Consider the following 25,576-nt stretch of genomic DNA (forward strand, 5'->3'; position numbering starts at 1 on the left):
TGCGGTAAACTAAGCCGCCTCGCTTCGCTGGCGGTTGACCTCTGCGCTCTGGCAGTATTGGTAAGACGGATGACAGTGACCACGAGACGGGCCGCGAATTCCGCGATGTCCCTGCCAAATATCCTGACCATGGCCCGCATTGCCGCCATTCCGGTGGTGGTCGGCTGCATCTATTCGCAGTCGATCATGGATGGCCCGCTATGGCTGCGCTGGGTCGCGCTGGCCGTCTTTATCGGCGCCGCGGTCACGGATTTTCTCGATGGTTATTACGCCCGGATCTGGAATCAGCAGTCGGCTTTTGGCCGGATGCTCGATCCGATCGCCGACAAGCTGCTGGTGGCCTCCTGCCTGCTGATGCTGGCGGCCGATGGCATCATCCACGGCTGGACCCTGTGGGCCGCCATCGTGATCCTGTGCCGCGAAATTCTGGTCTCGGGCCTGCGTGAATATCTCGCCGCACTCCGTGTTAGCGTCCCGGTCTCCAGAGTGGCGAAGTGGAAGACGACGGCCCAGTTGATCGCCATCGGCTTCCTGCTGGCCGGTGAGGCCGGCGATCAGGTGATCCCGATCACGACGCAGCTCGGCCTGTTGCTGCTCTGGATTTCCGCGCTTGTCACCATTTACACGGGCTACGACTATTTCAGGGCTGGCATTCACCACCTCATTGCGGAGGATGCATGAAGGTCGTCTACTTCGCCTGGGTGCGCGAGCGCATCGGCAAGGCCGAAGAGACGGTCGAGCCGCCAGCAGCCGTGCGCACCGTCGGCGATCTGATCGGATGGCTGAGCACGCGCGGCGACGAATATGCCTATGCGTTCGAAACACCGAAAGTGATCCGCGCAGCCATCGACCATACCCATGTGCGGCCCGACACCATCATCGCTGGCGCCCGCGAGATTGCATTTTTCCCGCCGATGACCGGCGGCTGATTTTACAACGACTGCGTTGATCTCATGACCTCCAACGTGACCATCCGCATTCAGGATGCCGATTTCGACGTCTCCAGCGAGATCGCCGCGCTGACGGCGAGCCGGACCGATATCGGCGCGGTGGTCACATTCAGCGGCATCTGCCGCGGCCAAGAAAACTTAAGTGGCAGCGGCGACGCGACCACGGCGCTGACGCTGGAGCACTATCCCGGCATGGCCGAAGCCGAAATTGCGCGCCACGCCGAGGAAGCGATGACACGCTGGCCGTTGACAGGCGTGACAATCGTTCATCGCGTCGGCCGCATCCTGCCCGGCGAGAATATCATGGTGGTGCTAACCGCGTCGGCACATCGCCAGGCCGCGTTTCAGGCCGCCGAGTTTCTGATGGATTACCTCAAGGCGCATGCTCCGTTCTGGAAGCGCGAGGAAACCGCCGGTGGCAGCAGCTGGATTGCTGCGAAGGCCGACGATGACGACGCTGCGGCGCGCTGGGATAAATGATGGCAAAGAAGACTGTGAAGACAACCGCGAAGAAGGCTGTCAGGAAATCTGCAAGCAAGGCTTCTGCAAAGGCAAAGACCTCCGTGAAGAAGATCGCGACTGCGACCCTGCCGAAGGTGGCGCCGGGCGAGCTAGCGACATTGCTCGACTATGTGCGCTACGCCACCAGCCGTTTCATCGAGGCCCGGCTCTCTTTTGCGCACGGCACCACCGATCCCGTGGCCGAAGCCGCCTTCATCGTTTGCGAAGTCCTGCATCTGCATCCCGACCAGTTCGAGAATTTCGCCATGGCGCGGGTAACTGCGGCCGAAGGCAAGCAGATCCTCGACATCATTCATCGCCGCGTGACGACGCGCAAACCGGCGGCCTATCTGCTCAACAAGATCTATATGCGCGGCCTGCCGTTCTATGTGGACGAGCGCACTATTGTGCCGCGGTCTTTCATCGGCGAATTGCTGGATTCTCATTTCAGCGGCGATGACGGTGAAGGCGGCTCGCTGATCGACGATCCCATGGACGTTGAAAGCGTGCTGGACCTCTGCACCGGCTCCGGCTGCATCGCGATACTGGCCAGTCAGTCATTCCCCAACGCGCAGGTCGATGCCGTCGATCTGTCGCCCGCGGCGCTCGCCGTCGCCATGCGCAATGTCATCGATTACGGGCTCGATGAGCGACTGACGCTTTACAAGGGCGATCTGTTCGAACCGCTCGGGGATACCCGTTACGATCTCATCATCACCAATCCGCCTTACGTCGATGCGCAGGGCATGGCGGATTTGCCGGATGAATGCCTGGCCGAACCGGCTATGGCTTTCGATGGCGGCGATGACGGGCTCGACATCGTCAGGAAGATCATTGAACAGGCTGGCGATCATCTAAATCCACATGGCGGTTTGTTGTGTGAAATTGGTCGCGGTCGCGCCAATGTCGATGAAGCCTTTCCCGATCTGCCGTTGATCTGGCTGGACACCGAAGACTCCGAAGGCGAGGTGTTCTGGGTGTCCGCTGCTGCGCTGCAAGGTCGCGGCGCCGGCTAGTCCCGCATCTGGCCAAATACGCCCGTAGCGTTTATCACGGCATCTTCACGCGCATTTTGATGTGTGAATGTCCGACATTTGTTGTCGGACGGATTTCGACGCGACATCCCTTGCAGTCGCGTCGTTCAAATCGACTGAAGGATGTCATGCTGCTGGCTGTCGGTCAGAAAGCGCCAACGCGCAATCTGTGGCTCGCTGAATTGCGAGCGACGCTGGCGCTTGGCTGGCCGCTGGTGCTGACCAATCTTGCGCAGATCGCACTCACCACGACCGACGTGATCATACTCGGCCGCGTGAGCGCGGAGGCATTGGCTGCGTCGGCGCTGGGCGTGAATCTCTATTTCGCGTTTCTGATTTTCGCCATCGGCCTCGTCACGGCGGCATCACCGATGATGGCGGAGGCGATCGGCCGCAAGCTGCATGCGGTGCGCGATGTCAGGCGAACATTTCGGCAAGGTTTGTGGACAGCGTTGATCGTCTCAGTGCCGGCATGGATCGTTCTCTGGCAGACCGAAGCGATCCTGTTGCTGTTCGGTCAGGAGGCGCAGGCCGCTGCCGATGCGCAGACCTTCATGCATATGTTGCAATGGGGTTTCCTGCCCGCGCTCGGGTTCATTGTGCTGCGCTCCTTTGTCGCTGCCGTGCAACGTCCGCTCTGGGCGCTGGTGGTGACGGGCGTGACCATTCTGTTCAATGCTGCTGCCAACTGGGTTCTGGTGTTCGGCCATCTCGGATTTCCGGAGATGGGTCTGCGCGGTTCCGGCCTTGCGACCACGCTGTCGAACATCTTTCTGTTCGCGGTCTTTGCGCTCGTCGTCGCGTGGCATCCGAAGTTTCGGCGCTATCATCTGTTCGGCAACTGGTGGCGCGCCGACTGGCCGCGTCTCGCAAAGCTATGGCGTATCGGTCTGCCGATCGGCGCGACGCTCGCATTCGAAATTACTGTCTTTAATGCGGCGGTGTTCCTGATGGGGCAGTTTGGAACGGCGGCTATCGCGGCGCATGCGATTGCGATCCAGATCGCATCGATCTCCTTCATGGTGCCAATGGGACTGAGCCAGGCGGCAACTGTCCGCGTTGGATTGGCCAAAGGCGCCGTGGATCGCGATGGCATCACGCGAGCAGGATGGACTGCATTTGGCCTTGCGGTGGCATTCATGGCGTCGATGAGCATGTTGTTGCTGGCTGCGCCGCGTCTCCTGATTGGCGCCTTCATCGATCTGAGCAATCCCGCCAATGCCGTCGTCATCGACACGGCAATGTCGTTTCTGTTTTGCGCGGCGGTGTTCCAGATTGCGGACGGCGCGCAGTCGGTTGCAGCAGGGATGCTGCGCGGATTGCAGGATACGCGGGTGCCGATGATCTTTGCCGCATTAGGCTATTGGGGCTTCGGCATGGGCCTCAGCCTGCTGTTCGCATTCAAGCTGGGTTTCGGCGGCGTCGGCATCTGGATCGGGCTGGCAGCGGGTCTCGCGGTCGTTGCACCGGTCATGCTCTGGCGTTGGACCCGGCGCGAGCAACTCGGGCTCGTACCGGCGACTTAACAAACAAAAATGCCGCAGCCTCGAAAGGCTGCGGCATTTATCGCCTTGAAGCGCCTGCGCTTACAGAACCTTGCGGATCCAGTTGTGCGGGTCTGGCGCGCGGCCGTACTGAATGTCGACCAGCTGTTTGCGCAGCCCCATCGTGACCGGACCAGCCGCGCCGCCATTGATGGTAAAATCGCCGCTCGCAGAGCGCACCTGGCCGATCGGCGAGATGACCGCCGCCGTGCCGCAGGCAAAGGCCTCTTTCAGCTTGCCGCTGGCAGCATCGGCACGCCACTGGTCTAGCGTGTAGGCCTCTTCGCGCACCTGCGTGCCCTTGTCCTTCGCCAATGCGATGATCGAATCGCGCGTGATGCCTGGCAGGATCGTGCCGAGCGGCGGTGTTAGCAGCGAGCCGTCCTCGAACACGAAGAAGATGTTCATGCCGCCAAGTTCTTCGATGTAGCGGCGCTCGACCGCATCGAGGAACACGACCTGATCGCAGCCGTGATCGCTGGCTTCCGCCTGCGCGCGCAGGCTCGCGGCGTAGTTGCCACCGCATTTGACGGCGCCGGTGCCGCCGATCGCGGCGCGTGTGTAGTTCTCCGACACCCAAATCGACACCGGGGCGGGGCCGCCCTTGAAATAGGAGCCGACCGGCGAGGCGATGACGGCAAAGATGTATTCCGCGGACGGCTTCACGCCGAGGAAAATCTCGCTCGCGACCATGAAGGGGCGCAGGTAGAGGCTGCCTTCGCCTGATGGAATCCAGGCGCGGTCGATGCGCACGAGTTGTTCGATCGCTTCGATAAACACGGGCTCGGGCAGCGGGGCCATGGCCATGCGATCGGCCGAATTTCGGAAGCGCCTTGCATTGGCATCGGGGCGGAACAGATTCACGCCGCCGTCTTCACGCACATAGGCCTTGAGCCCTTCGAAAATCTCCTGCGCGTAATGCAGGACGGCCGCTGCGGGATCGAGCGGGAAATTCGCACGGGATTCGATGCGCGCGCCATGCCAGCCGTCCTTCTGGTTGTAGCGGACCAGAGCCATGTGGTCGGTGAAAACCCGGCCGAAGCCCGGATCCTTGAGCTTTGCTGCGCGGTCCGCCTCGGACACCGCGTTCGCCGCGGGCTGAATGTCGAATTTCAGCAAAGCTGCGCCATCGATTTTATCAAACGAAACTCCCATGGACCTCACTCCTGCTTACGGCGCAGCTCCTGGGGGCGGCAGCGTCGATGTTGTTCTACGTCAAGCGGACCCACGGCAAAAGCGTTTCCGGCCCCGGTGGATGACCCAGGACAGGCTTTAGCGCCATGCCGAAGTCCGGTATGGTTCTCAGATCGGCCCTATTGGGCCATGCGGCGAGAGTTCTAATGTTTCGTCGCGATGGTCAGTTTTGTAAGATTGAACCCAAGATATGTCAATATGGTTGACGTAAATTCCAAGGACGCGGCGTCACGATCGCTTGAGGCGATCCAGCGGCAATCCAGCGGCGATCCTGCGAAACCGCCCCGCTGGGACATCATCGAGCTGTTGTTCTTTGCCTATCGCGACTTTGTGGGCGATCCCGACGATGTGCTCGATCAGTTCGGTTTCGGACGCGCCCATCACCGGGTCGTACATTTTGTGCATCGCTATCCCGGCCTGAAGGTTGCCGATCTGCTCGATGTCTTGCGTATTACGAAGCAGTCGCTGGGCCGTGTCCTCAAGCAATTGCTCGATGAAGGGTATATCGTTCAGAAATCCGGCGAGGCCGATCGGCGGCAACGGCTTCTTTTCGCCACGGCCAAGGGTGAAGCTCTCGTTGCGCAGCTCGCGGGTTTGCAGACCGATCGCATTAACCGCGCGCTCAAGGATTTTACGCCGGTCGAAGTTGAAGCAATCGGCAGGTTTCTCTCGGCGATGATTGACCGCAATGATCCCGACAAGGTGCTGCAGGTCATCTTGGGCCAGGCATCCGCCAAAACTGACGGCAGGACAAACAAGACATGATGTTAGCTCAGGCCGCCAAACGTATGCCGGCGCCATTGGCCGACGATGCGCCGCATCTGTTGCTGGTCGATGACGACCGCCGTATCCGCGATCTCCTCTCGCGCTTTCTCTCGGGCGAAGGCTACCGCGTCACCACGGCGCCGAGCGCCAAGGAAGCGCGCGCCAAGCTGCTCGGTCTGCATTTCGATCTCCTGATCCTCGATGTGATGATGCCAGGCGAGACCGGCTTCGAGCTCGCGCGCTTCATTCGGACGTCCTCGGCCGTGCCGATCATCATGCTGACGGCGCGGCACGAGGCGGAAAGCCGGATCGAGGGATTGCAGATCGGCGCCGACGACTATGTGGCCAAGCCGTTCGAGCCGCGCGAACTGGTGCTGCGCATCGCAAACATCCTGAAGCGTAGTGCGCCGGTCCCGGTCGAGCGCGCGGAGTCGCTGCAGTTCGGGCCTTATGTGTATCACCTCGCGCGCGGCGAACTACGCCAAGGCGACGAGATCATCCATCTCACTGACCGCGAGCGTGACATGCTGCGTGTGCTGGCTGCGGCGCCTGGCGAGACCGTGCCGCGCGGTGAACTCACCGGCGGCGGTGGCACCGTGAACGAGCGTGCGGTGGACGTGCAGATCAATCGCCTGCGTCGCAAGATCGAGACCGATCCGGCCAATCCGTTGTTTCTGCAGGCCGTGCGTGGCATCGGCTATCGCCTCGTCGCGTCGCCATAGTTCGATGAAGTTTGCACGATGACCACACTCGACACCGGCATCACCATCCTCCGCTCTGCGGCGGGCCGCGTCTCTGCGGCGCACAGTCTGATGGGCCGGCGCTTCAAGAGTGTGATGCCCACGGGGCTCTATGCCCGCACACTGCTGATCATGATCGTGCCAATGGTGCTGCTGCAGTCGGTGGTCGCCTTCGTGTTCATGGAGCGGCACTGGAACACGGTGACGCGTCGCCTGTCGCAGGCCGTGGTGCAGGACATCGCGACGCTGATCGACGTCTACAAGGTCTATCCGCAGGATAAGGACCGCACGCAGATCAAGGCCATCGCCCAGCAGCGCCTTGGCCTCGTGGTGGATTTTCTGCCGCTCGGCGACATGCCGCCGCCCGGTCCGAAGCCGTTCTTCTCGCTGCTCGATCAGGCGCTGTCGGTCCAGATCGGTCGGCAGATCACGCGGCCGTTCTGGATCGACACCGTTGGTCGCTCCAATCTCGTGGAAATCCGCATCCAGCTCGATGATGCCGTGATGCGCATCTTCGCCCAGCGCAGCGCGGCCTATGCATCGAATTCGGAAATCTTCCTGTTCTGGATGGTGGGGACGTCTTCGATCCTGCTGATCGTCGCGATCCTGTTCCTGCGTAACCAGATCCGCCCGATCCTCAAACTCGCTGACGCCGCCGAAAGTTTCGGCAAAGGCCGCGAAGCGCCGAATTTTCGGCCGCGCGGCGCACGCGAGGTCCGTCGTGCCGCCAATGCCTTTATCGAGATGAAGGCGCGTATCGAACGCGCGATGGAGCAGCGCACGGCCATGCTCGCCGGCGTCTCGCACGATCTGCGCACGATCCTGACGCGCTTCAAGCTCGAACTGGCGCTGATCGAGGACGGTCCGGAAGTCGATGGCATGCGCAAGGACATCGACGAGATGTCGGGCATGCTGGAGGCCTATCTCGCTTTTGCACGCGGCGACAGCGGCGAGCAGGCCCAGCCGACAGACATGGCGGCTGCGCTGGAAGAATTGCGCAGCGATGCCGAGCGCAACGGACACAAGGCGACGGTCACGTTCCACGGCCTGCCGATCGTCACGGTGAAGCCAGCCGCGTTCAAGCGTTGCCTCGGCAATCTCGTCTCGAATGCCGCGCGCCATGCCAACGACATCGCCATCACCGGCCATCGCGATCATCGCTATCTGACGGTGACTGTGGATGATGACGGCCCTGGCATCCCCGCCGACATGCGCGAGGAAGTGTTTAAACCGTTCCTGCGGCTCGACGACGCGCGTAATCAGGACGAAGGCGGGACAGGTTTGGGCCTCGCCATCGCCCGCGATATCGCGCGCTCCCATGGCGGCGATATCACGCTGACGGATAGTCCGATGGGTGGCTTGCGGGCGGTGGTGCGGGTGCCCGTTTAGTTACTTCGCCAGTTCCTTCGACCGCGCGGTTGCTGCGGCAATCGCGCGAGTCAGTAACGGCTCGAAACCATCATCGGCCATCAATACGCTGAGCGCGGCTGCAGTGGTCCCGCCGGGCGAGGTGACGTTCTTTCGCAGCGTCGCCGCGTCGAGATCGGATTGGCGGAGGAGCTCACCGGAGCCGGACACTGTCTCGCGAGCAAGCTTCATCGCGAGTTCGGGCGGCAAGCCCGCAGCAATGCCGGCGCGAGCCATTTCTTCGGCCAGCAGAAACACATAAGCAGGCCCTGAGCCGGAGACGGCGGTGACGGCGTCGATCAGGCTCTCGTCCTCGACCCACTCGACCGATCCGGTGGCCCGCAAGAGCGCGTCGGTCAGGCCGCGTTGCTCCGGCGATACGTCGCTCGCGGCAACCGCCACGGTGATGCCGCGGCCGATCGCGGCCGGCGTATTCGGCATCGCGCGAACCACCTTGCCGCCGCAGGCCTTGGCGATGCCGGCGATGGTTGTGCCCGCCATGATCGAGACCACGAGGGATGATCTCGCGATTGTGCGCAGTGTCGGCCCGACCTCGGCGAACATCTGCGGTTTCACGGCGAGGACCAGTGCGGCGACGGCGCCGATGTCCTTCACATCCGGATTGAGGCGGACGCCTTTGGCTGCGAGCGCCTTGATCTCGTCGGAGACATACGGATCGATCACGATGGCGCGTTTGGGATCGAGGCCGCCGGCGATCCAGCCCGTCAGCATTGCGCCGCCCATCTTGCCGGCGCCGGCCAGCACGATATGGCCGTCGATATCGTTGAGCGCGCGTGAGGTCGTGGAGGAGGTCATCGCAAAATCCCGGCTGTCAGAACGGCCGGGACCATAACATTGCGGGGCAGGCCGCACAGCCCGAACGGACCTAGACGAAGCTTTTTTTCAGGAAGTAGCGCGGACCGCCGCGCGGATAGTCCGGGATTTCGCCAAACACTTCATAGCCCTGCTTCTCGTAGAAGCTCCGCGCCTGAAACCAGTAGGTATCGAGCCACAGACCGATGCAGCCGCGTTCACGCGCGATCTCTTCGGCCTTGGCGAGAACTTTCGAACCGATGTCCTGGCCGCGCAATTGTTCGGGCACGACGAACAGCTCGACGAAACACCAGTTGAACGCGGTCTTGCCCCAGATGCCGCCGATCGGCTCGCCGGTCGCAGGATCGTGGATCAGGATCGAGAGCGGCTGGTGATTGTTGGGGCCAACGGTCTTGGTATTGTAGGCCAGCAACGCATTTGCGACCACCAGCCGTTCGGCCTCGCCGGGCGCATCCGGCACGGTGATGACCGGCGCGTCGGTCATGCTTCGCCGGCAGTGTCGAACATCGCAGCAGACATCGCTTCGGCTGCGGTCTTGCCGGCCCACACCACGAACTGCAATGCCGGATAGTAGCGCTCGCAGGAATGGATCGCCGAGACCAGCATCGCTTCGCACTGCGCGGTCGTTGCGGTGAGGCCATCGGGCAGCACCAGTGCCTGCCGGTACATCACCATGCCTGAGTGAGTCCATATATCGAAATGACCGACCCACATCTGTTCGTTGATCGCGGCGATCAGGCGCTGCACTTCCGCGCGGCGAGCGGGCGGAATCTTCATATCGAAGGCGCAAGCCAGATGCAGGGCCTCGATCTCGTTCATCCAGGTGAAGGAGAGCTGGTAATCGATCCAGTCACCTTTAGAAACAATTGTGACTTCGTCTTCGCCGGAGCGCTCGAAGGCCCAGTTATGATCGGCGGCAATATCCTCGACAACGGCGAGCGGGTTGAGCCGTGAATCGATAGTACCTTCGAGAAGTGACATGCCGTCGCGACCTTGCTCTTGAAATGTGATGATGCAAACAGCTGGCCGGTACGCGAAAATGTCGGAGCGTCGCTGCAGGCTGCAAGTTCTATTCGTCCAGACCTTGCGAGTTTGAAGTGATGTGATTTGCTGAATCTGCGCAACGGCACCACGAATCCATCCACAGACAAACCGGCCCTCATCCACAGGTCATCTGGCCGCAATGAGAACAAACCGGAATCGGATTCTCGGATTGCGAGTCTGTGCGGTGCGCCCTCGCGCGCCGCGAGTCCGGTTGGGGTGGTAACTATTGATTCCGCCGCGGGGCCCGCAAGCTTTCCCGGCCTCGCAGGAGTCCTGTTGGGGCCCGATACAGCCTGTGGACGGCCTTGCTGGGCTGGTTCGGTTTCGGCATAGTTTGGCCGTAACGAAAGTATCAGGCCATGAACGACACCACCTCCGAGTCATCCGCAGTCCAGCATCCGCGCTTTGCCAAGCCGCAACGCGTCGCCTTCGTGCAGTCGTCCTGGCATCGCGACATCGTTGCACCGTGTTGGGAATCGTTTCTGAGCGAGATCGAGGCGCGTCATATCGGCCCGTCGCAGGTCGATCTGTTCGAAGTGCCTGGCTCGTTCGAGATCCCCCTGCATGTGCAGGTTCTCGCCAAGACGCGGCGCTACACGGCCATCGTCGCGGCCGGCCTCGTGATCGACAGCGGCACCCGCGGCTTCGTGGCGGACACGGTCATCCGTGCGCTCATGGATGTGCAGCTACGCACCGAGATCCCAGTGTTCTCGGCCGTGACGGCGCCGGAGGATTTTCACGAGACAGAAGAGCGGGCGGCATTCTTCCGCAAGCACTTTGCGGAGAGCGGCCTCAAGGTTGCGGCAGCCTGCGCCGAGACGCTACTCAGTCTGGAGCGTCTGCGCGGTCAGGTCGCGGCCGGGATCGTGTAGAGGCGCGAGCCTTAGTCGAACAGGCTCGATACCGACTCTTCCGATGCGGTGCGGCCGATCGCTTCGGCGATCAGCGAGGCAACCGAGAGCACGCGGATGTTCGGCGATTTGCTGACGGCTTCCGTGGGCTGGATCGAGTCCGTGATCACCAATTCCTTGAGCTTGGAATTGGCGATGCGCGCGGCGGCGCCGCCGGACAGCACGCCATGGGTGAGGTAGGCGGAGACGTCCTTGGCACCGTATTTGAGTAGCGCATCGGCGGCGTTCACCAGCGTGCCGCCGGAGTCGACGATGTCGTCGATCAGGATGCAGGTGTAGCCGGCGACGTCGCCAATCACGTTCATCACTTCGGATTCACCGGGGCGTTCGCGGCGTTTGTCGACGATGGCGAGCGGCGCGTTGATGCGTTTGGCAAGGCCGCGGGCACGGGCGACGCCGCCGACGTCGGGCGAAACCACCATCACATTGGCGAGATCGAACTTCTCCTTGATGTCGCGCACCATCAGCGGCGCGGCATAGAGGTTGTCGGTCGGGATATCGAAGAAGCCCTGGATCTGGCCGGCATGCAGGTCGAGCGTCATGACGCGGTCGGCGCCGGCATGGGTGATCATGTTGGCGACCAGCTTGGCCGAGATCGGGGTGCGGCCACCGGCCTTGCGGTCCTGGCGAGCGTAGCCGAAATAGGGGATCACCGCGGTGATGCGGCGCGCGGAAGCGCGGCGCAGCGCATCGGTGATGATCAGCAATTCCATCAGATGGTCGTTGGTCGGGAACGACGTGGATTGAAGAATGAAGACGTCGGAGCCGCGGACGTTTTCCTGGATCTCGACGAAGATTTCCATGTCGGCGAAGCGCCGGACGCTGGCCTTGGTCAGCGGGATATTCAGCGAGGTCGCGATTTCCTGCGCGAGGACAGGATTGGAATTACCGGCGACCAGTTTGATCGAACCGTTCTTGGCCGACATCGACGCGTCTCCCCGCGGCTTGGTGGATACAACGTTCAGCATATCGGATTACCCACAAGAACTCGTCTAGCTGAGCGAGGTGATATCAAGGACGGCCGTCCGCTGGCAACCCGTGGGCCGCTGTTTTCCTGCGTAAAAACGGGCCTCTGCTTAACGTGAACTGAAGTCAGCGCGTCTCGGCAAATGCGGTGGCCTGCACGGGCAATTCATCGGTACTGGCGATGGCAGGTCCGTTGCCACTTGGCGCAGGCGGCTGCTCGCCGGGCGTGGTGCCGTTGATCATGCCATTGAGGCCGGTGAGCCCCGCTTGCGCGATCCGCCGCAAGACAAGGTCGTCGGCAGTAGCCCAGGCGTCGCGGCCGCCTTTGCCGGCCTGTTCCTCGCCGCTCAGGCGCAGAGCACGGTTCTGGTCGCGGTCATAGACATCCCACACCCAGGCGATCGAGGTCTGGCCGCCGCGAACCTGGGCCGAGAGGTAGCTTCGGACCCGAAAAGCCGCGCTGTCCTTGCGCGATACAACCGCAAGGTTGCGCAGGCGCGCTTCACTATCCAGAAGGTTGACCATGCGGTCGAAGACCTGCGGCGGCGGCCCGTCGATGGATTCGAACGCGATCGTCGGGCCGGAGGCGGTGGAAAGGCTGGCCTGCGCGTTCATGGCGCCGCCCGAATTGGGGACATTGGCGCAGCCGGCAAGCCCAAACGCTACGGTCAGCAACAGCGCAGCCTGGATCAGGCGCGGTCTGGCTCGATCGGTCGTAAGGGCAGAAAATCGCATAGGGCGTCCCGACTTCCGTCCGTTTGCCGCAAGCGGCGCCGGACAGGTCGAGCGATATCGTTAAAATGCGTTAAGGTCTAGGGCAGCGCGGCCACAGGTCTTTCCAGGGTGACCGAAACGGTCACCGCGCCCCGACAATTCGCGTTCAGTTTGAGGCAGTTCGGACGCGTTAAGGATAACGGCGCGTCAACGCGCGAGTTACCGCTCAAGCACGATGGCGTGGATCTGGCGTCCGTAATCCGGCTCGTTCCGATGCACCGACCGGCGATAGCTGAACAGGTTGCTGTCGGGATAGGTGTCGATGCCGGTGTCATCGATAATGGCAATGCCGGCGCGCTCCAGCCGCATCCGAATGAAGCCGCCGAGATCGAACATGGCATGACCGGCGCGGGTCGAGGGAATGAAGAACCGGGCGAAGCCAGCATCGGACTGCGTGAAGCGCTCGACGAATTCGGCCCCGACCTCATAGCTTGGCTGGCGGATCAGCGGACCGATCGCGACCACGATGTCGGAGCGGTCGGCGCCGAGTTTTTCCATCTCCGCGATAGTGGCCTCGAGCACGCCGGTGAAGGCGCCCTTCCAGCCGGCATGAGCGGCACCGATGACGCGAGCCTTGGGATCGGCAAACAGCACCGGTCCGCAATCGGCCGTCGTGACGCCGAGCGCCAGGCCCTCGACCTTCGTCACCATCGCATCGACGCGCGGTCGTGAATCGCCATTCCACGGTGCCGTGGCGACGGCGACATCGGGCGAATGGACCTGATAGGCGGTGAGGAAGTGCAGGGGATCGACGCCCATCTCCGCCGCCATGCGCCGGCGGTTCTCCGCCACATGCGCGGGATCGTCGTTCGATCCGAGCCCGCCATTAAGGCCGGCATAGATGCCTTCGGAGACGCCGCCGTCGCGCGTGAAGAACGCGTGGCGCAGGCCGGGAATGGCTGACAGCAAAGGCGATGTGAAAGTCATGATGTCGGGGTCTCTATGCCGGTGTCGTCGCTCAGTGCCACCAGCGTGTCGATATTGGGATCGGAGATGCCGACCACCTTGAACATCGAGCCCATGCCGCCGCGGCCGCTGTCGATCAAGCGTTTCAGTGCGCCGGAGACGGTTTCGGAAACTTCCGGCGTGGCTTTGGCCATCAGGGTCAGCGCGCGCGTCTCGATGCCGAGGCGCTTGAGGAATTCGCCCTGCGTCACCGGCCCGTGCACGCGTGCGCCAACATCCTCTGCTGCGCGGCCGAGCGCCTGGAAATCCACATGCGCGGTGATATCGGCCTGGCCGGGATTCTTCAGCGGATCGGCATAGCTGTGCTGCGCGATGGCCTGCAGGGTGTCGCCTGCATCGCTGCGGACATGGCCGTAATCGATGATCAGAGCCGCGCCGCCTTCGTCGCGGACGCGGCTGGCAATCTTCATCATTTCGGTATCGGGGCGCCATTCGAACACCGCGCCGACAGGGGCTGCGCGCACCAGCGGCGGCAGCAGCACGTCGAAGCGCGGCAGCGGATCGGTTGACGCGCTGAACATCAGCTGGCCGTTGCTGTCGATATCCACCATGCGCTCGTGCCAGCCGCCTTCGCGCTTCACGGCCTGATGGATAGGCAACACGTCGAAATATTCATTGGCGAGGATGATCGATGGGCCCGCGGGGACGGTCTCGATACTGTCGTGCCAGGTGACGTTGCGGGCGCCAGACAGCGTTGCCTTCTGCTTCTCGCGCAGTACGGGATTGATCTCGACCAGATGCACGTTGAGCGCCTGATACAGCGGCGGCAACACGCGCAGGGCGCGCAGCGCGTCGGCCATCATGGTGCCGCGGCCGGGGCCCAGCTCGATCAGGTGGACGAAGGGCGGCGCGCCGATCGCGCGCCAGACCGAAGCCGACCACAGGCCGAGCAGCTCGCCGAACATCTGGCTGACTTCGGGCGACGTGGTGAAGTCACCCTCGCGACCGAGCGGATCGCGGGAAATGTAGTAGCCGTGTTGCGGATGGGTCAGGCACAGCTGCATGTAGCGCCACACCGGCATGGGTCCGGTGGACTTGATCAGGCGCTTGATTTCATCCTGCAGCGGCGATTGGTCGGTCACATCAGGCCTTCTTGCCTGGGCTCAATTCGAGCGATGCCTGCGGCTTTCGCCAGGCGCGCACCATCAAAACGAGTCCCACAAATATCATCGGCACGGAGAGCAGCATGCCCATGGTGAGCCCACCCCACAGAAATCCGAGTTGTGGGTCCGGCTCGCGGAAGAATTCTCCCGTAATACGCGCCAGCGCATAAAAAAAGATGAAGGCGCCGAGGATCAGGCCAGGCCGCTTCAGCGCACCGGCCCGGATCATCAGGGCGAGAATGAGAAACAGCCCGATGCCTTCTAGGCCAGCTTCATAGAGCTGGCTGGGATGGCGCGGTAGCGGCCCGCCATTGGGAAACACCATCGCCCAGGGCACGCTGGCGTCGGCGTGGCGGCCCCACAATTCACTGTTGATGAAATTGGCGAGGCGTCCGAGCAGCAGGCCGATCGGGCCGACCGCGCAGGTGATGTCGCCGAGCGACAGCACCGACAGCCCACGTTTCCAGCAGAACAGAAACACGGCAAAGACGCAGCCCATGAAGCCGCCATGGAACGACATGCCGCCCTTCCAGAGCTCGAAGATCTCGGCAGGGTGGGCGATGAAGAAATCCAGATTGTAGAACAGCACATAGCCGGTGCGGCCGCCGACAATGATGCCGATGGTCACCCAGAGGATGAAGTCGTCGAAATCCAGCAGGGAGATTGGTGAGGGGCCGCCCCACAGTCTCGTGCTCTTGATCAGCGCGCGGGCATAAATCCAGCCGATCACGATGCCGCCGATATAGGCCAGCGCGTACCAGCGAATGACAATCGGGCCGAGCGCGATGGCGATCGGATCGAAAACGGGGAAGGCGATGGTCAGGAATGGCATGTGGTGGGCTTACGGCTCCCGATGGCGCCAGTAAAGCATTGGCATGTGACGAATTAAGGGACTTCTGCAGTTGTGAACGCCAAAAGCAGGCGATACTTGAACTGCGCGGTCGGGATCGCCATTGTCGATCTACAACTTAATCCCGCGTGTTTGTTCATCCGACCGGAGTTCTTGCCATGACCCAGACCAACAATCGGTTCTTCGACGAGATCGGCCGCCTGATGAATGATGCCGCCGGCGCGGCTCAGGGCGTCAAGCGCGAGGTCGATACGGTTGTGCGCAACCAGGCTGAGAAGATCCTGCGCGACCTCGATATCGTGAAGCGTGAGGAGTTCGAGGCGGTCAAGGATATGGCCAGGCTCGCCCGCGAGGAGAACGAGGCGCTGAAGGCTCGGATCGCAGCGCTGGAAGCCAAGCTCGGCGGCTGAGTGGAAGCCTGCGGTGGCCTGCACGGCGCGCCGGACATCGGCTACCCGTGCATAGACGGCCAAAATAAGCCCCTGGAAGGGGCCCGCCGACGAAGAAAAAGCCTGTCATTTCCTTGTCTTTTTGGCGTTTCGGCGGTAGAAGCCGCCCACGTCCGCAGCCCCCGCACCCCTGGAGGCTTGCTGCAGCGTGAAAACGGGCCGCATTGCGGCCTTTAACTTTTAGAAAACAAGGACTTAAACGATGGCGACCGTCAAGGAATTGAAGGCGACCTCACGTCCGGTCGGCGGCAAGGGGGCCGCACGGGCAGAGCGTCGCGCCGGCCGAGTGCCCGGAGTGATCTATGGTGACAACAAACCCCCGGTGGCGATTTCGGTGAATGATGCCGAACTGCGTCAGCGCATTCTGGCAGGCCGGTTCCTCACCACGATTTACGACATCGAACTCGAGGGCAAGAAGCACCGCGTGATTCCGCGCGACTTCCACCTCGACCCGGTCAAGGACTTCCCGCTCCACGTCGACTTCCTCCGCCTCGGCGAAGGCGCGACCATCCGCGTCAGCGTTCCGCTGCACATCAAGGGTGCTGAAGGCGCTCCGGGCGTGAAGCGTGGCGGCACCATCAACATCGTGACCCACACGATCGAACTGGAAGCCGAAGCCGAGAGCATTCCGCAGTTCCTCGAAGTTGATGTCGGCCAGCTCGATATCGGCACGTCGCTGCACATCACCGACGTTGTTCTGCCGAAGGGCGTGAAGACGCTGGCGCGTGATGCCGATCTGACGCTGGTCACCATCGTGCCTCCGTCGGGCTACGGTGAAGAAGCTGCGACCCCTGCGGCTGCTGCTGCGGCTCCTGCCGCTGCGGGTGCCAAGGCTCCGGCTGCCGGCGCCAAGGCCCCCGCCGCTGGCGCGAAGGCTCCGGCCGCTGCCGCCGCTCCGGCGAAGAAGAAGTAATCCGGCGCGGAGCTCCGCGTCATGCTTCTCTTTGTTGGACTCGGAAACCCTGGTGCCAAATACCAGGGCAACCGGCACAATATCGGGTTCATGGTTCTCGATGATATCGCGCGGCGTCACGGTTTTGGACCGTGGCGCCGTCGCTTTCAGGGCGAGACCTCCGAAGGCACGCTGGACGGCGAGCGCGTCATCCTGCTGAAGCCGATGACCTTCATGAACGACTCCGGCCGCTCAGTTCAGGAAGCGTCCGCCTATTTGAAGATTTCACTCGGCGACATCGCCGTGTTTCACGACGAGCTCGAACTGCCATTCTCCAAGGTGCGCGTGAAGGTCGGCGGCGGCATTGCGGGACATAACGGTCTGCGCTCGATCTCCGCGCATGTCGGCAACGACTATCGGCGCGTGCGCCTCGGCATCGGACATCCCGGTGCCAAGGAGCTGGTACATAATCACGTGCTGAGCGATTTCGCCAAGGCCGAACGGCCTCAGCTCGAAGCGTTCAACGATGCGGTGTCGGACCATGTCGGCCTGCTGGTCGGTGGTCAGGACTCGTCGTTTCAGAACAAGGTGCATCTGACGATGCAGGCCAAGGGTTTCACGTCGAAGGACGACAACGGCTCCGCTGAGAAGCCGTCGAAGAATTAGGACAGGGTCATGGGATTCAAATGCGGGATCGTCGGACTGCCGAATGTCGGCAAATCGACGCTGTTCAATGCGCTCACCGAAACTGCCGCGGCGCAGGCTGCGAACTATCCGTTCTGCACCATCGAGCCGAATGTCGGTGAAGTCGCGGTGCCGGACAAGCGGCTCGACAAATTGTCCGAGATCGGCAAGTCGCAGCAGATCATCCCGACGCGCCTGACCTTCGTGGACATCGCGGGCCTGGTGAAAGGCGCGTCGAAGGGCGAAGGCCTTGGCAACCAGTTCCTCGCCACCATCCGCGAAGTCGATGCCGTCGCCCATGTGGTGCGTTGCTTCATCGATGACGACATCACCCATGTCGAAGGCAAGATCGATCCGCTCGCCGACATCGAGATCATCGAGACCGAGCTGATGCTTGCGGATCTGGATTCTTGCGAGAAGCGCATCGACAACCTGACCAAGAAGGCCAAGGGCAACGACAAGGACGCCAAGGAACAGCTCGATCTGGTCCAGCGCGCGTTGGTGCTGCTGCGGGACGGCAAGCCGACACGTTTTCTCGAGCGCAAGCCCGAGGAAGAGCGCGCGTTCGGCATGCTCGGCTTGCTGACCTCCAAGCCTGTTCTCTATGTCTGCAACGTCGAAGAAGGCGCGGCGGGCGAAGGCAACGAATACTCGAAGCGGGTTGCAGAACATGCTGCGAAGGAGGGCGCTGTTGCGGTCGCCATCTCCGCGAAGATCGAATCCGAGATCGCGACGCTGTCACGTGCCGAACGCGTGGAATTCCTCGATACGCTCGGGCTTGAGGAAGCGGGCCTCGATCGCCTGATCCGTGCAGGCTATTCGCTGCTGCACCTCATCACCTACTTCACCGTCGGCCCAAAGGAAGCCCGTGCCTGGACCATCACCCAGGGCACCAAGGCACCGCAGGCTGCAGCCGTGATCCACACGGATTTCGAGAAGGGCTTTATCCGCGCGGAAACCATTGGCTATGAAGACTATGTCAGGCTCGGCGGCGAAGCCGGGGCGCGCGATGGCGGCAAGCTGCGGCTGGAAGGCAAGGAATATGTCGTCGCTGACGGCGACGTGCTGCATTTCCGGTTCAACACGTAAGATATTCTCAATCCTCTCCCCGTCATTGCGAGGAGCGAAGCGACGCGGCAATCCAGGAGCCACAAGCGAAGACTGGATTGCTTCGTCGCAAGGGCTCCTCGCAATGACGGTTGAGAGCGCGGTAGTTTTCAGTACTGCTGGCCGTGGCCGTGATCCTGCCCGAGGTTTTGCCCCTGATCCCGTAGCGCGCCGAGATGTTCGTTGATACGGAACACGATCAGAACGAACTCAGCCGCAATACGTGCGAAGATGATGCCGACGATGACGCTCGCGAGGCTCGACATCACGAGGACGAAACCGCCGAACGGGCTGATGGCCATTGCGGCGAGACCCGAAAAGATCCCGGAAATGCCGAACAGAATGATCAGTGCGATCACCAGCCAATAGAACGTCTTGATGATGGTGGGCGTGATGAAACGGTCCCACTGAAACAGATCGCGAAATTCGAACATCGGTAAAATCCCCCGCCGTGTAGATGTGTGACAAATTCAATTGCATTGAGAAACGGCTTCAAATATCCCGGCCCGACCACATTGACGGGCAGGATCGCGGGAAAGCCATGCAAGCGACCGGGTTGAGATTGCTGCAAATAACGGCCACAATCAGGCTTCCTCGACGGCATTCCCCATTATGACCCTGACATTTGAAGATTTTAAGCCCGGCCACTTCGGGACCTTCGGGCCGCGCCATATTACGCGCGACGAGATTATCGCCTATGCGAAAGAATACGATCCGCAGCCGATGCATCTCGATGAAGTTGCCGCAAGCGCATCGATGCTCAAAGGACTTTCCGGCTCCGGCTGGCACATGTGCTCGCTGATGATGCGGATGATCTATGACGGATTTCTGCACAAGACCGCATCGATGGGCTCGCCGGGCGTAGATCAGATGCGATGGCTCGCGCCGTTTCGCCCCGGCGACGATCTGACGCTGGATGTCGAAGTGGTCGAGGCGCGCGTATCGCAAAGCCGGCCGACCTTGGGCATCGTTAAATTCAAGTTCAGCACACGCAATGCCAAGGGGCAGACGATTTCCGAGATGATCACCCCGATCATGATCGGGGTGCGTGAACCCGCCTCCGGGAACTAGGGTCGCAGCATGCGCTATCTGGAAGACATCCAAATCGGTATGCGCCGTGAGCTCGGCTCGTTCACGTTCACGGCGGAGTCGATCAAGGCGTTTGCCAGGCAATTCGATCCGCAACCGTTCCATCTCGATGAAGAGGCCGGCCGCAAATCGCTATTCGGTGGTCTCGCTGCGTCGGGCTGGCACGTGGCGTCGGTCTGCATGAAGTTGCTGGTCGCCGATGGCCAGCGCGCAAAGGCGGAGGCAGAGGCGCGTGGCGAAGAGCCTCCAGTCGGCGGCCCATCTCCCGGTTTTCGTGATTTGCGCTGGACCCGGCCTGTTCTCGCCGGCGATACCCTGACTTATAGCAGCGAGGTCGTGTCCGTGCGCGCGACCGCGACGCGTCCGGGTTGGGGGATCTTGCAGTCGAGGAACGTTGCCGTTAATCAGCGCGGCGAGGAGGTCTACAGCTTCCTTGGTTCGGTCTTTCTGCCGCAACGGGGCGACGCGGCTTAACCATTTCAAACTTTATCGATGGAACCCTAGCTCTGTTAAGGGGTTCTGAACCTTGTGAGCGTGATCTGCGACTCACGGGTATGACGACCGAGACGACACTTCGTAGGACGATTTTGGGGACGACAATGGCTGACCGCACCGGATTGAAATTTGTGGGCTTCATCTTTGCGAGCGTGACGCTTGCGGTGATGCTGGCCACGTGCATGGTGGTCAAGGGTTATGCCGATGGCGCCTATACGCTCGAGAGCAGCGCGGTCGTCAGCGAGTAATTTTACGAGTTGCTAACCAGACCCGCGCCGAACTGCGCGGGTTTTTTCGTGAGTAGGGTCGATGATGGCGACCTCAGCGACTCCAGGCCCAGGCGAGCAATGCCACGGCCACCAACAGCAATCCGACAAAACGTAAGATAATGGTCCCCATCCTGGGCGCGTTGCTGCGCGCCGGAATGGGATCGGTGTTGTTCGGCCGAATGGTCTCCACGGATCGATTCCCCCAAAAGCAGTTCGCAGGTGCTGCGTAACCGTTGGTCGGGAACAAAACGAATAAAGTTCAATTGAACGGGCTCACGAAAAAACCGCCGCCTTTTCGGGCGGCGGCTTTTGATTCGGGCGGTCTAGTGCCGATCAGTCGTGACGCAGACCGTCAGCGGTACGCTTCCACTGCGCGACGTTGTCGGCGATCAGGCGGGTCGACTTCATCGCGGCCTGGCTGAGCTGGGCATAGCCCGAGATCTCGCGCTGAACGCGCTGGCCTTCGGCGTGGAGCAGGTCGCGCAGGCTTTCGAGTTCGGAAACCAGCTTCTCGATCTCGCCGAGCGAGGTACCGGCGACACGCTGGATCAGCGAATTGACGCTGTTCACGGTTGCTTCGGTCGTCGCTTCCAGCGGCGCTTCGCTGCCGGTGGTGGTTTCACTTGAATTGTTCACCATGCCAGGCACCGGACGACGGAGGTAAGCGATATCGTTGCGCACGAAGTCGCGGATACCCGCTTCGACTTCAGACACAGCGGCGAGGTTGCTGTCGTCATCTTTGGCTTCTGTCTGTTCTGAACGAATGGCACTCATCAGCTCTTCCTTGTTTGTGTGAAGCGGACTTCACAATGAGCGAGCGCGGTCCCCCGCATGACAAATTTACGTGTACATCTGCGCAGTGGATTTTGACGAGATAGCGGCGAATATGCGGCAGGGCGCCGATCTTTGCCGGCAATCGTCTGGCAAAGTGTATTAAAACTTAATTCACCAACTATGCTTGAAGCCGGCCGAGAACGTCTTGTTGGTCACGCCCTGAACGGTCTCGCTGATCGATCCGGAGACGTTGACGCCGCCAAACAGCTTCTGCTCGGCGCCGAACTTGCGCAGCCATTTGTCGTCGGTGGTGGCGAGCGATTGCCCGGCGATGAAGCTGGTGCCGGTATCGGTGATGTTGAAGCGCGCGAGCTGGTCGGTCTCGTAGCTTCGCGTGGGGCGACCGTTGTAACCAATGGCTGGAATGCTGCCTTGCTGGATCACGTTGTAGCCGCTCTGCAGCGTCAGCGAATACTGATCGCCGGCAATGGGTACCGACTTGCTGAGCGAAGTGCCCAGTTTGGTTTGATCCGCGCCCGGATCGACGCGCGCTTCGATCGCCGTCTTGTCCCAGATTGAGCCCACGCCGGGAGCAGTCGCTGCCGCCCAGGCGGCGCCGCCCGATTGGGCCTGCGCCGTGCCGTCGCCGAATTGGTTGCGGTACGCATCGGCTGCGCTGCGCGGCGCGTTTTGCCGCGCGACATTGATGTCGGCGCCGACGCGGGTATCCCAGAACGGCGTAACCGACTGCTTGACCGAGAGTGCGGACGCGCCGTTGCTGTCATTGGAAGTCCAGCTGGACGACGGGCTGCCGACGATCAGCGACGAGCGCTTCTCGCGGAGCGATGCCTTCGCCGTCGGCGAATCGTCGGCGTTCAAGAGGCTCCAGTCGGGTTCCGGTGTGTCAGCAGGAGGAGTGGCTGCCGTGTCGACCTGCTCTATTTCGCCGGGAGGCGGCGCGAGATCGATAAGACCACGCCACGGATTCTGCGCGTGAGCCGGAAAGGCAAACGCGGTTCCGCCGAGTGCTGCGACAAGCGCCCAATATGTCGGTTTGATTGAAGCCATCGTGCCACTGCCCAGCAAGATCGCGGATCGATTGGCACATAATACCATCAGGCCCGGCGGAATTGTGGCGTCGCAACATTTCGCTGGGGATGGACGTTGGCGATTGGCAATCGCCGTGCTGCTCAGGCGATCTTCGGCAGATGGATAGGCCGGCCCAATGCCTGCTCGACCAGGTCGAACGTATCCACGACCACGCGCATGCTGGTCAGACGCCCGGCCTTGAACTGCGCGAATTGCGCCAGCCGCAGGCTGATAGGGCGGTTCGAATCCAGCGCAGTCAGCGAGAAGCGCATCATTGCGGAGCCAGACTCATCACCAAGGATCATCGACTCACGCTCGAAGCGATGCACACGCACATTGTCGGCGATCTGCTTGCAGACATCGAGCACGGCGGCTTTGCCGTGGCGCGCACCGAGAAACGGAAACATGTCGATCGGCCCGTAGACCGCCCATTCGATATTGTCGTCGATGATGTCAGCGAGTTGGTCGAGTTGGCGTTCATTGATGGCGCGATGCAACGCACGCGAAAAACGCCAGAGGCTGTGCTCTGTCATTGGGATAGTCCTGAAAATGGTTGAAACACTTGCGCGCCGGGGCAACGTTGCCCGGGCGGTCTGCACAAATTGCTTGATAGCTGAAGTAATATAATTTCGCTAAAATTCAACGGTTTATTTTGCAATGCACAAATGTTCGTGGTGAGGAGCTGCTCACCAAAACGTTAAGCTGCATTGCGGCGTCGGCATAACCTTACCGGTATGTCTGCTCGTGGTCCTGCACGGGGAGTGGTTCCATGGCGACATCGCCATTGCGGGCAGCCATAACGCCGAACAGGAGGGCCCCGCCGACGGCGCCGAGGAGTGCGCCAATGGGCATGAAGGTGAAAAACACCAGCATGGCGCTGTAGCCCTCGAAATTGCTGGTCTTGAACAATTCGACCCAGGCAACGCCGGCGCCGATCCCCACGGCCGCTCCACCGAGCAAGCCCAGAACCAGACCCAGCAAGATCAGCAACGCGATTTTCATGCAGCGCCCCCACTCAATGTTTTATGCGTCAAACAATGGCGCCAGAAGGTTCAACGGCGGGCGGCGATTTCATGTGCCGGAGCCCGGGAGAGGAACGCTGCTTGGGCGGCTGCGTTTTCTCCCGATCTGCAAGGGAGATTCCCGATGACCAAGCACATCCAGCCCGTTCCCGAAGATAATTGCAGCGACAAGGGACCTGGCAGCGCGCCGAAGGTTACGCTCGATAACACCAAGGGTCATCGCGACGACGAGAAGCACAATATTCGTGAGCAGGCGGCGCACGGCAATCTCACGCAGAACACCAGCAACCGCCGGTCGGGGTGATCGCAATGCAGCAGGCGGTTTCTATATAACAGGAATGGCCAGTAAACCCGTCGTCACCGCGCGCTTGCGCCGCGCGTCACCCGTTCTTGTCTGCAAGAAATGCTTGGGTCGCATTGATGACGGCAAGGCACTGCGCAAATCGCTCAAGTCGGACTTGAAACGCCGCAGCGCGAAGCAGGACGTGAAAGGTCCACGCGTGGTGCTGACGAGTTGCCTTGGCATCTGCCCGAAGCGGGCCGTCGTCGTGGCCAGTGCCGCGACGCTAAAGAACGGGCAGTATCTGTTGCTGTCAGGTGCGGACGCTAGCGCAGAGGCGGCGGAGACGCTGATGCCGGATCGCGTGCCCTAGACAGGGTGATCAGGCGGCCGATTTCTCCGGCAGTTCTCCCAGCGGCCGGCGCTCCATCTCTTCGCCGAAATCGATCGGATGCAGCAGCGCCTCGTGGAGCTGATGGCGATCGAGTTCGCCTTCCCAGCGGCTGATGACGATGGTGGCGACGCCGTTGCCGATCAGATTGGTGAGTGCGCGGCATTCGCTCATGAACTTGTCGATGCCGACGATAATGGCCAGCGCGGTGATGGGAATATCGGGGATGATCGACAGCGTCGCGGCCAGCGTCACGAAGCCCGCGCCGGTGACGCCCGATGCGCCCTTCGATGTCAGCATTGCCACGCCGAGCACTGCAGCCATCTGGCCGAAGGTGAGATGCGTGTTGGTGGCCTGCGCCAGAAACAGCGTGGCTAGCGTCATGTAGATATTGGTGCCGTCGAGATTGAAGCTGTAGCCGGTCGGGATCACGAGGCCGACCACGGGCTTCGATGCGCCGAGCGCTTCCATCTTGGTGATCATGCGCGGCAGCACGGTTTCGGACGACGAGGTGCCGAGCACGATCAGCAGCTCGTCCTTGATATAGCCGATGAAACGCAGGATCGAGAAGCCGAAGGCACGCGCGATACCGCCGAGCACCAGCAGCACGAACAGCAGCGACGCCAGATAGAAGGTGAAGATGAGATAGCCGAGATTGACGAGGGCGCCGAGGCCGAACGAGCCAATGGTGAAAGCCATCGCGCCAAAGGCGCCGATGGGCGCGAGCTGCACGATCATGCCGATGATGCGGAAGAACATCTTGCCGGCGAGATCAACGCCTTCGGCGATCTTTTCGCCGGGCTTGCCCATATGCGAGATCGCGAAGCCGGACAGGATCGCCACCAGCAGCACCTGCAGCAGATCGCCTTTGGCCAGCGAGTCGAAATAGGACGTCGGAATGATTCCCATCAGATGGGTGACGAAGCTTTCCTCCTTGGCGCGGCTGACATAGCTGGCGACGGATTTTGCGTCCAATGTGGAGGGATCGATATTGAAGCCGGCGCCGGGCTGCAGGAAGTGGCCGACCAGCAGGCCGATCAGTAGCGCCAGGGTGGAGACCGTCTCGAAATACAGCAGCGTCTTGCCGCCGATGCGGCCGACCTTGCTCATGTCGCCGATGGAGGCGATGCCGTGCACCACGGTGCAGAAGATCGCCGGCGCGATCATCATCTTGATCAGCGCGATGAAGCCGTCGCCGAGCGGCTTCAGGGCCTTGCCCGCATCCGGATAGAAGTAGCCGACGGTGACGCCGATCGCGATCGCGATCAGCACCTGGATATAGAGAATGCGATACCAGGGTTGCTTGGCCATCGTGGTTTCGTCCCTTGAAAGCGCTCATCACCATCGACAGCCGCGCGCAAAACATAGGTGCGCTGAGCTGCGGCGTAAAGTCACGCTTTGAACAGACCTGAGGTTAAAGCGCGGCGCAGCCCGGCCATGTCTCCCGTGCAT

Annotated in this window: 33 protein-coding genes; 18 read left to right on the top strand and 15 right to left on the bottom strand. The window is 61.6% G+C overall.

The features are described 5' to 3' along the window. Nucleotides 1–69 precede the first annotated feature (69 nt). From pgsA to AB8B20_RS26680, 5 genes are all read left to right on the top strand, one after another. Nucleotides 70–681, top strand: coding sequence for a CDP-diacylglycerol--glycerol-3-phosphate 3-phosphatidyltransferase (gene pgsA, locus AB8B20_RS26660; protein WP_089261825.1), 612 nt, complete (start codon nt 70–72; stop codon nt 679–681). Beyond that, entirely contained in the window at nt 678–929 is a 252-nt protein-coding gene (gene moaD / locus AB8B20_RS26665; RefSeq protein WP_439074015.1) for a molybdopterin converting factor subunit 1, read from the top strand. Before pgsA ends, moaD begins: the two co-directional genes overlap by 4 nt. A gap of 24 nt (nt 930–953) precedes the next feature. Next, complete coding sequence (locus tag AB8B20_RS26670; RefSeq protein WP_439074014.1) at nt 954–1,430, top strand: molybdenum cofactor biosynthesis protein MoaE; 477 nt, start codon at nt 954–956, stop codon at nt 1,428–1,430. Continuing rightward, on the top strand, nt 1,430–2,467 hold the full coding sequence (gene prmB / locus AB8B20_RS26675; protein ID WP_439074013.1) for a 50S ribosomal protein L3 N(5)-glutamine methyltransferase: 1,038 nt from the start codon (nt 1,430–1,432) through the stop codon (nt 2,465–2,467). Before AB8B20_RS26670 ends, prmB begins: the two co-directional genes overlap by 1 nt. A gap of 146 nt (nt 2,468–2,613) precedes the next feature. Continuing rightward, nucleotides 2,614–4,011: an MATE family efflux transporter gene (locus AB8B20_RS26680; RefSeq protein ID WP_439074012.1), complete on the top strand. Its 1,398-nt coding sequence runs from the start codon at nt 2,614–2,616 to the stop codon at nt 4,009–4,011. A gap of 60 nt (nt 4,012–4,071) precedes the next feature. Here the strand turns inward: AB8B20_RS26680 and AB8B20_RS26685 are convergent, their stop codons facing one another. Next, on the bottom strand, nt 4,072–5,184 hold the full coding sequence (locus tag AB8B20_RS26685; protein ID WP_439074011.1) for a branched-chain amino acid aminotransferase: 1,113 nt from the start codon (nt 5,182–5,184) through the stop codon (nt 4,072–4,074). 237 nt (nt 5,185–5,421) lie between these two features. Between AB8B20_RS26685 and AB8B20_RS26690 the strand changes: the two genes are divergently transcribed. Genes AB8B20_RS26690 through AB8B20_RS26700 form a run of 3 tightly spaced genes read left to right on the top strand, consistent with a single transcriptional unit; the run spans nt 5,422 to nt 8,117 of the window. Continuing rightward, nucleotides 5,422–5,988 carry a MarR family winged helix-turn-helix transcriptional regulator gene (locus AB8B20_RS26690; RefSeq protein ID WP_439074010.1) on the top strand — a complete coding sequence of 189 codons (567 nt, stop codon included), beginning with the start codon at nt 5,422–5,424 and terminating at the stop codon, nt 5,986–5,988. Continuing rightward, entirely contained in the window at nt 5,985–6,710 is a 726-nt protein-coding gene (locus AB8B20_RS26695) for a response regulator (protein ID WP_231077938.1), read from the top strand. The genes AB8B20_RS26690 and AB8B20_RS26695 overlap by 4 nt, the downstream gene beginning before the upstream one ends. Before the next feature lie 18 nt (nt 6,711–6,728). After that, nucleotides 6,729–8,117: an ATP-binding protein gene (locus tag AB8B20_RS26700; RefSeq protein WP_175367608.1), complete on the top strand. Its 1,389-nt coding sequence runs from the start codon at nt 6,729–6,731 to the stop codon at nt 8,115–8,117. Here the strand turns inward: AB8B20_RS26700 and proC are convergent, their stop codons facing one another. The 3 genes from proC to AB8B20_RS26715 all read right to left on the bottom strand — a co-directional run bounded on the left by proC (nt 8,118) and on the right by AB8B20_RS26715 (nt 9,950). Then, nucleotides 8,118–8,951 carry a pyrroline-5-carboxylate reductase gene (proC, locus tag AB8B20_RS26705; protein WP_439074009.1) on the bottom strand — a complete coding sequence of 278 codons (834 nt, stop codon included), beginning with the start codon at nt 8,949–8,951 and terminating at the stop codon, nt 8,118–8,120. A gap of 70 nt (nt 8,952–9,021) precedes the next feature. After that, the gene (locus AB8B20_RS26710) at nt 9,022–9,453 is read right to left on the bottom strand and encodes a GNAT family N-acetyltransferase (RefSeq protein ID WP_439074008.1); all 432 of its coding nucleotides are present in this window, start codon (nt 9,451–9,453) and stop codon (nt 9,022–9,024) included. Next, nucleotides 9,450–9,950 carry a YbjN domain-containing protein gene (locus AB8B20_RS26715; RefSeq protein WP_089261805.1) on the bottom strand — a complete coding sequence of 167 codons (501 nt, stop codon included), beginning with the start codon at nt 9,948–9,950 and terminating at the stop codon, nt 9,450–9,452. Before AB8B20_RS26715 ends, AB8B20_RS26710 begins: the two co-directional genes overlap by 4 nt. 422 nt (nt 9,951–10,372) lie before the next feature. Between AB8B20_RS26715 and AB8B20_RS26720 the strand changes: the two genes are divergently transcribed. Then, the gene (locus AB8B20_RS26720) at nt 10,373–10,885 is read left to right on the top strand and encodes a 6,7-dimethyl-8-ribityllumazine synthase (protein ID WP_089261803.1); all 513 of its coding nucleotides are present in this window, start codon (nt 10,373–10,375) and stop codon (nt 10,883–10,885) included. Between the two features lie 11 nt (nt 10,886–10,896). Here the strand turns inward: AB8B20_RS26720 and AB8B20_RS26725 are convergent, their stop codons facing one another. From AB8B20_RS26725 to lgt, 5 genes are all read right to left on the bottom strand, one after another. After that, on the bottom strand, nt 10,897–11,850 hold the full coding sequence (locus AB8B20_RS26725; protein WP_089263589.1) for a ribose-phosphate pyrophosphokinase: 954 nt from the start codon (nt 11,848–11,850) through the stop codon (nt 10,897–10,899). 166 nt (nt 11,851–12,016) lie between these two features. Further along, a complete protein-coding gene (locus AB8B20_RS26730) occupies nt 12,017–12,625 on the bottom strand; it encodes a hypothetical protein (RefSeq protein WP_092139012.1) in 609 nt (202 codons plus the stop codon). A 198-nt stretch (nt 12,626–12,823) separates the two neighbouring features. Next, nucleotides 12,824–13,591, bottom strand: coding sequence for a peptidoglycan editing factor PgeF (gene pgeF, locus AB8B20_RS26735; RefSeq protein ID WP_439074007.1), 768 nt, complete (start codon nt 13,589–13,591; stop codon nt 12,824–12,826). Continuing rightward, nucleotides 13,588–14,712: a class I SAM-dependent methyltransferase gene (locus AB8B20_RS26740; RefSeq protein WP_439074006.1), complete on the bottom strand. Its 1,125-nt coding sequence runs from the start codon at nt 14,710–14,712 to the stop codon at nt 13,588–13,590. Before AB8B20_RS26740 ends, pgeF begins: the two co-directional genes overlap by 4 nt. A 1-nt stretch (nt 14,713) precedes the next feature. Continuing rightward, the gene (gene lgt / locus AB8B20_RS26745; RefSeq protein ID WP_439074005.1) at nt 14,714–15,565 is read right to left on the bottom strand and encodes a prolipoprotein diacylglyceryl transferase; all 852 of its coding nucleotides are present in this window, start codon (nt 15,563–15,565) and stop codon (nt 14,714–14,716) included. A gap of 176 nt (nt 15,566–15,741) precedes the next feature. On the opposite strand from lgt, the gene AB8B20_RS26750 reads away from it, so the two are divergent. The 4 genes from AB8B20_RS26750 (at nt 15,742) to ychF (ending at nt 18,697) form a co-directional block, all read left to right on the top strand. Then, nucleotides 15,742–15,993: an accessory factor UbiK family protein gene (locus AB8B20_RS26750; RefSeq protein WP_089261793.1), complete on the top strand. Its 252-nt coding sequence runs from the start codon at nt 15,742–15,744 to the stop codon at nt 15,991–15,993. 241 nt (nt 15,994–16,234) lie between these two features. Continuing rightward, nucleotides 16,235–16,945: a 50S ribosomal protein L25/general stress protein Ctc gene (locus AB8B20_RS26755; protein WP_068731165.1), complete on the top strand. Its 711-nt coding sequence runs from the start codon at nt 16,235–16,237 to the stop codon at nt 16,943–16,945. Nucleotides 16,946–16,966: 21 nt separating this feature from the next. Next, on the top strand, nt 16,967–17,590 hold the full coding sequence (pth, locus tag AB8B20_RS26760) for an aminoacyl-tRNA hydrolase (RefSeq protein WP_439057358.1): 624 nt from the start codon (nt 16,967–16,969) through the stop codon (nt 17,588–17,590). Between the two features lie 9 nt (nt 17,591–17,599). After that, nucleotides 17,600–18,697, top strand: coding sequence for a redox-regulated ATPase YchF (gene ychF / locus AB8B20_RS26765; RefSeq protein ID WP_175367602.1), 1,098 nt, complete (start codon nt 17,600–17,602; stop codon nt 18,695–18,697). Nucleotides 18,698–18,825: 128 nt separating this feature from the next. Here ychF and AB8B20_RS26770 read toward each other — a convergent pair whose 3' ends face one another. Next, the gene (locus tag AB8B20_RS26770) at nt 18,826–19,149 is read right to left on the bottom strand and encodes a DUF4282 domain-containing protein (RefSeq protein WP_068731168.1); all 324 of its coding nucleotides are present in this window, start codon (nt 19,147–19,149) and stop codon (nt 18,826–18,828) included. A gap of 178 nt (nt 19,150–19,327) precedes the next feature. Between AB8B20_RS26770 and AB8B20_RS26775 the strand changes: the two genes are divergently transcribed. From AB8B20_RS26775 to AB8B20_RS26785, 3 genes are all read left to right on the top strand, one after another. Beyond that, on the top strand, nt 19,328–19,786 hold the full coding sequence (locus tag AB8B20_RS26775; protein WP_089261787.1) for a MaoC family dehydratase: 459 nt from the start codon (nt 19,328–19,330) through the stop codon (nt 19,784–19,786). Nucleotides 19,787–19,795: 9 nt separating this feature from the next. After that, on the top strand, nt 19,796–20,278 hold the full coding sequence (locus AB8B20_RS26780) for a MaoC family dehydratase (protein WP_439062344.1): 483 nt from the start codon (nt 19,796–19,798) through the stop codon (nt 20,276–20,278). Between the two features lie 125 nt (nt 20,279–20,403). Beyond that, on the top strand, nt 20,404–20,547 hold the full coding sequence (locus tag AB8B20_RS26785) for a hypothetical protein (RefSeq protein ID WP_170849743.1): 144 nt from the start codon (nt 20,404–20,406) through the stop codon (nt 20,545–20,547). A 354-nt stretch (nt 20,548–20,901) separates the two neighbouring features. Here AB8B20_RS26785 and AB8B20_RS26790 read toward each other — a convergent pair whose 3' ends face one another. The 4 genes from AB8B20_RS26790 to AB8B20_RS26805 all read right to left on the bottom strand — a co-directional run bounded on the left by AB8B20_RS26790 (nt 20,902) and on the right by AB8B20_RS26805 (nt 23,433). Continuing rightward, entirely contained in the window at nt 20,902–21,342 is a 441-nt protein-coding gene (locus AB8B20_RS26790; RefSeq protein WP_439074004.1) for a hypothetical protein, read from the bottom strand. A gap of 171 nt (nt 21,343–21,513) precedes the next feature. Continuing rightward, nucleotides 21,514–22,410: a hypothetical protein gene (locus tag AB8B20_RS26795; RefSeq protein ID WP_439074003.1), complete on the bottom strand. Its 897-nt coding sequence runs from the start codon at nt 22,408–22,410 to the stop codon at nt 21,514–21,516. Nucleotides 22,411–22,532: 122 nt separating this feature from the next. Then, the gene (locus AB8B20_RS26800; RefSeq protein WP_089261779.1) at nt 22,533–22,964 is read right to left on the bottom strand and encodes a nuclear transport factor 2 family protein; all 432 of its coding nucleotides are present in this window, start codon (nt 22,962–22,964) and stop codon (nt 22,533–22,535) included. Between the two features lie 193 nt (nt 22,965–23,157). Further along, nucleotides 23,158–23,433, bottom strand: coding sequence for a hypothetical protein (locus AB8B20_RS26805; protein ID WP_089261777.1), 276 nt, complete (start codon nt 23,431–23,433; stop codon nt 23,158–23,160). Nucleotides 23,434–23,577: 144 nt separating this feature from the next. Here AB8B20_RS26805 and AB8B20_RS26810 point away from each other — a divergent pair, with 144 nt between their 5' ends. Together AB8B20_RS26810 and AB8B20_RS26815 are read left to right on the top strand one after the other, a co-directional pair. Continuing rightward, nucleotides 23,578–23,757: a hypothetical protein gene (locus AB8B20_RS26810; RefSeq protein WP_089261775.1), complete on the top strand. Its 180-nt coding sequence runs from the start codon at nt 23,578–23,580 to the stop codon at nt 23,755–23,757. Nucleotides 23,758–23,860: 103 nt separating this feature from the next. After that, on the top strand, nt 23,861–24,106 hold the full coding sequence (locus AB8B20_RS26815; protein ID WP_439074002.1) for a (2Fe-2S) ferredoxin domain-containing protein: 246 nt from the start codon (nt 23,861–23,863) through the stop codon (nt 24,104–24,106). A gap of 9 nt (nt 24,107–24,115) precedes the next feature. On the opposite strand, the gene AB8B20_RS26820 is transcribed toward AB8B20_RS26815, so the two are convergent. Continuing rightward, nucleotides 24,116–25,435 (bottom strand): dicarboxylate/amino acid:cation symporter, encoded by a 1,320-nt coding sequence (locus AB8B20_RS26820; protein ID WP_089261771.1) that lies wholly within the window; start codon nt 25,433–25,435, stop codon nt 24,116–24,118. Nucleotides 25,436–25,576 lie beyond the last annotated feature (141 nt).

The sequence above is a fragment of the Tardiphaga sp. 866_E4_N1_4 genome (genome assembly GCF_052076075.1).
In the GTDB taxonomy this organism is placed as follows: Bacteria; Pseudomonadota; Alphaproteobacteria; order Rhizobiales; family Xanthobacteraceae; genus Tardiphaga; species Tardiphaga robiniae.

What these genes read in the sequence shown, in the direction of transcription:
- pth (WP_439057358.1), top strand. Translation starts at nt 16,967, where the DNA reads ATGCTTCTCTTTGTTGGACTCGGAAACCCTGGTGCCAAATACCAGGGC.
- AB8B20_RS26775 (WP_089261787.1), top strand. Translation starts at nt 19,328, where the DNA reads ATGACCCTGACATTTGAAGATTTTAAGCCCGGCCACTTCGGGACCTTC.
- AB8B20_RS26770 (WP_068731168.1), bottom strand. Translation starts at nt 19,149, where the DNA reads ATGTTCGAATTTCGCGATCTGTTTCAGTGGGACCGTTTCATCACGCCC.
- AB8B20_RS26820 (WP_089261771.1), bottom strand. Translation starts at nt 25,435, where the DNA reads ATGGCCAAGCAACCCTGGTATCGCATTCTCTATATCCAGGTGCTGATC.
- pgsA (WP_089261825.1), top strand. Translation starts at nt 70, where the DNA reads ATGACAGTGACCACGAGACGGGCCGCGAATTCCGCGATGTCCCTGCCA.
- prmB (WP_439074013.1), top strand. Translation starts at nt 1,430, where the DNA reads ATGGCAAAGAAGACTGTGAAGACAACCGCGAAGAAGGCTGTCAGGAAA.
- AB8B20_RS26780 (WP_439062344.1), top strand. Translation starts at nt 19,796, where the DNA reads ATGCGCTATCTGGAAGACATCCAAATCGGTATGCGCCGTGAGCTCGGC.
- AB8B20_RS26670 (WP_439074014.1), top strand. Translation starts at nt 954, where the DNA reads ATGACCTCCAACGTGACCATCCGCATTCAGGATGCCGATTTCGACGTC.
- AB8B20_RS26805 (WP_089261777.1), bottom strand. Translation starts at nt 23,433, where the DNA reads ATGAAAATCGCGTTGCTGATCTTGCTGGGTCTGGTTCTGGGCTTGCTC.
- pgeF (WP_439074007.1), bottom strand. Translation starts at nt 13,591, where the DNA reads ATGACTTTCACATCGCCTTTGCTGTCAGCCATTCCCGGCCTGCGCCAC.
- AB8B20_RS26685 (WP_439074011.1), bottom strand. Translation starts at nt 5,184, where the DNA reads ATGGGAGTTTCGTTTGATAAAATCGATGGCGCAGCTTTGCTGAAATTC.
- AB8B20_RS26715 (WP_089261805.1), bottom strand. Translation starts at nt 9,950, where the DNA reads ATGTCACTTCTCGAAGGTACTATCGATTCACGGCTCAACCCGCTCGCC.
- lgt (WP_439074005.1), bottom strand. Translation starts at nt 15,565, where the DNA reads ATGCCATTCCTGACCATCGCCTTCCCCGTTTTCGATCCGATCGCCATC.
- AB8B20_RS26725 (WP_089263589.1), bottom strand. Translation starts at nt 11,850, where the DNA reads ATGTCGGCCAAGAACGGTTCGATCAAACTGGTCGCCGGTAATTCCAAT.
- AB8B20_RS26800 (WP_089261779.1), bottom strand. Translation starts at nt 22,964, where the DNA reads ATGACAGAGCACAGCCTCTGGCGTTTTTCGCGTGCGTTGCATCGCGCC.
- AB8B20_RS26790 (WP_439074004.1), bottom strand. Translation starts at nt 21,342, where the DNA reads ATGAGTGCCATTCGTTCAGAACAGACAGAAGCCAAAGATGACGACAGC.
- AB8B20_RS26730 (WP_092139012.1), bottom strand. Translation starts at nt 12,625, where the DNA reads ATGCGATTTTCTGCCCTTACGACCGATCGAGCCAGACCGCGCCTGATC.
- AB8B20_RS26695 (WP_231077938.1), top strand. Translation starts at nt 5,985, where the DNA reads ATGATGTTAGCTCAGGCCGCCAAACGTATGCCGGCGCCATTGGCCGAC.
- AB8B20_RS26810 (WP_089261775.1), top strand. Translation starts at nt 23,578, where the DNA reads ATGACCAAGCACATCCAGCCCGTTCCCGAAGATAATTGCAGCGACAAG.
- AB8B20_RS26720 (WP_089261803.1), top strand. Translation starts at nt 10,373, where the DNA reads ATGAACGACACCACCTCCGAGTCATCCGCAGTCCAGCATCCGCGCTTT.
- moaD (WP_439074015.1), top strand. Translation starts at nt 678, where the DNA reads ATGAAGGTCGTCTACTTCGCCTGGGTGCGCGAGCGCATCGGCAAGGCC.
- AB8B20_RS26755 (WP_068731165.1), top strand. Translation starts at nt 16,235, where the DNA reads ATGGCGACCGTCAAGGAATTGAAGGCGACCTCACGTCCGGTCGGCGGC.
- AB8B20_RS26710 (WP_439074008.1), bottom strand. Translation starts at nt 9,453, where the DNA reads ATGACCGACGCGCCGGTCATCACCGTGCCGGATGCGCCCGGCGAGGCC.
- AB8B20_RS26750 (WP_089261793.1), top strand. Translation starts at nt 15,742, where the DNA reads ATGACCCAGACCAACAATCGGTTCTTCGACGAGATCGGCCGCCTGATG.
- AB8B20_RS26690 (WP_439074010.1), top strand. Translation starts at nt 5,422, where the DNA reads ATGGTTGACGTAAATTCCAAGGACGCGGCGTCACGATCGCTTGAGGCG.
- proC (WP_439074009.1), bottom strand. Translation starts at nt 8,951, where the DNA reads ATGACCTCCTCCACGACCTCACGCGCGCTCAACGATATCGACGGCCAT.
- AB8B20_RS26700 (WP_175367608.1), top strand. Translation starts at nt 6,729, where the DNA reads ATGACCACACTCGACACCGGCATCACCATCCTCCGCTCTGCGGCGGGC.
- AB8B20_RS26680 (WP_439074012.1), top strand. Translation starts at nt 2,614, where the DNA reads ATGCTGCTGGCTGTCGGTCAGAAAGCGCCAACGCGCAATCTGTGGCTC.
- ychF (WP_175367602.1), top strand. Translation starts at nt 17,600, where the DNA reads ATGGGATTCAAATGCGGGATCGTCGGACTGCCGAATGTCGGCAAATCG.
- AB8B20_RS26795 (WP_439074003.1), bottom strand. Translation starts at nt 22,410, where the DNA reads ATGGCTTCAATCAAACCGACATATTGGGCGCTTGTCGCAGCACTCGGC.
- AB8B20_RS26785 (WP_170849743.1), top strand. Translation starts at nt 20,404, where the DNA reads ATGGCTGACCGCACCGGATTGAAATTTGTGGGCTTCATCTTTGCGAGC.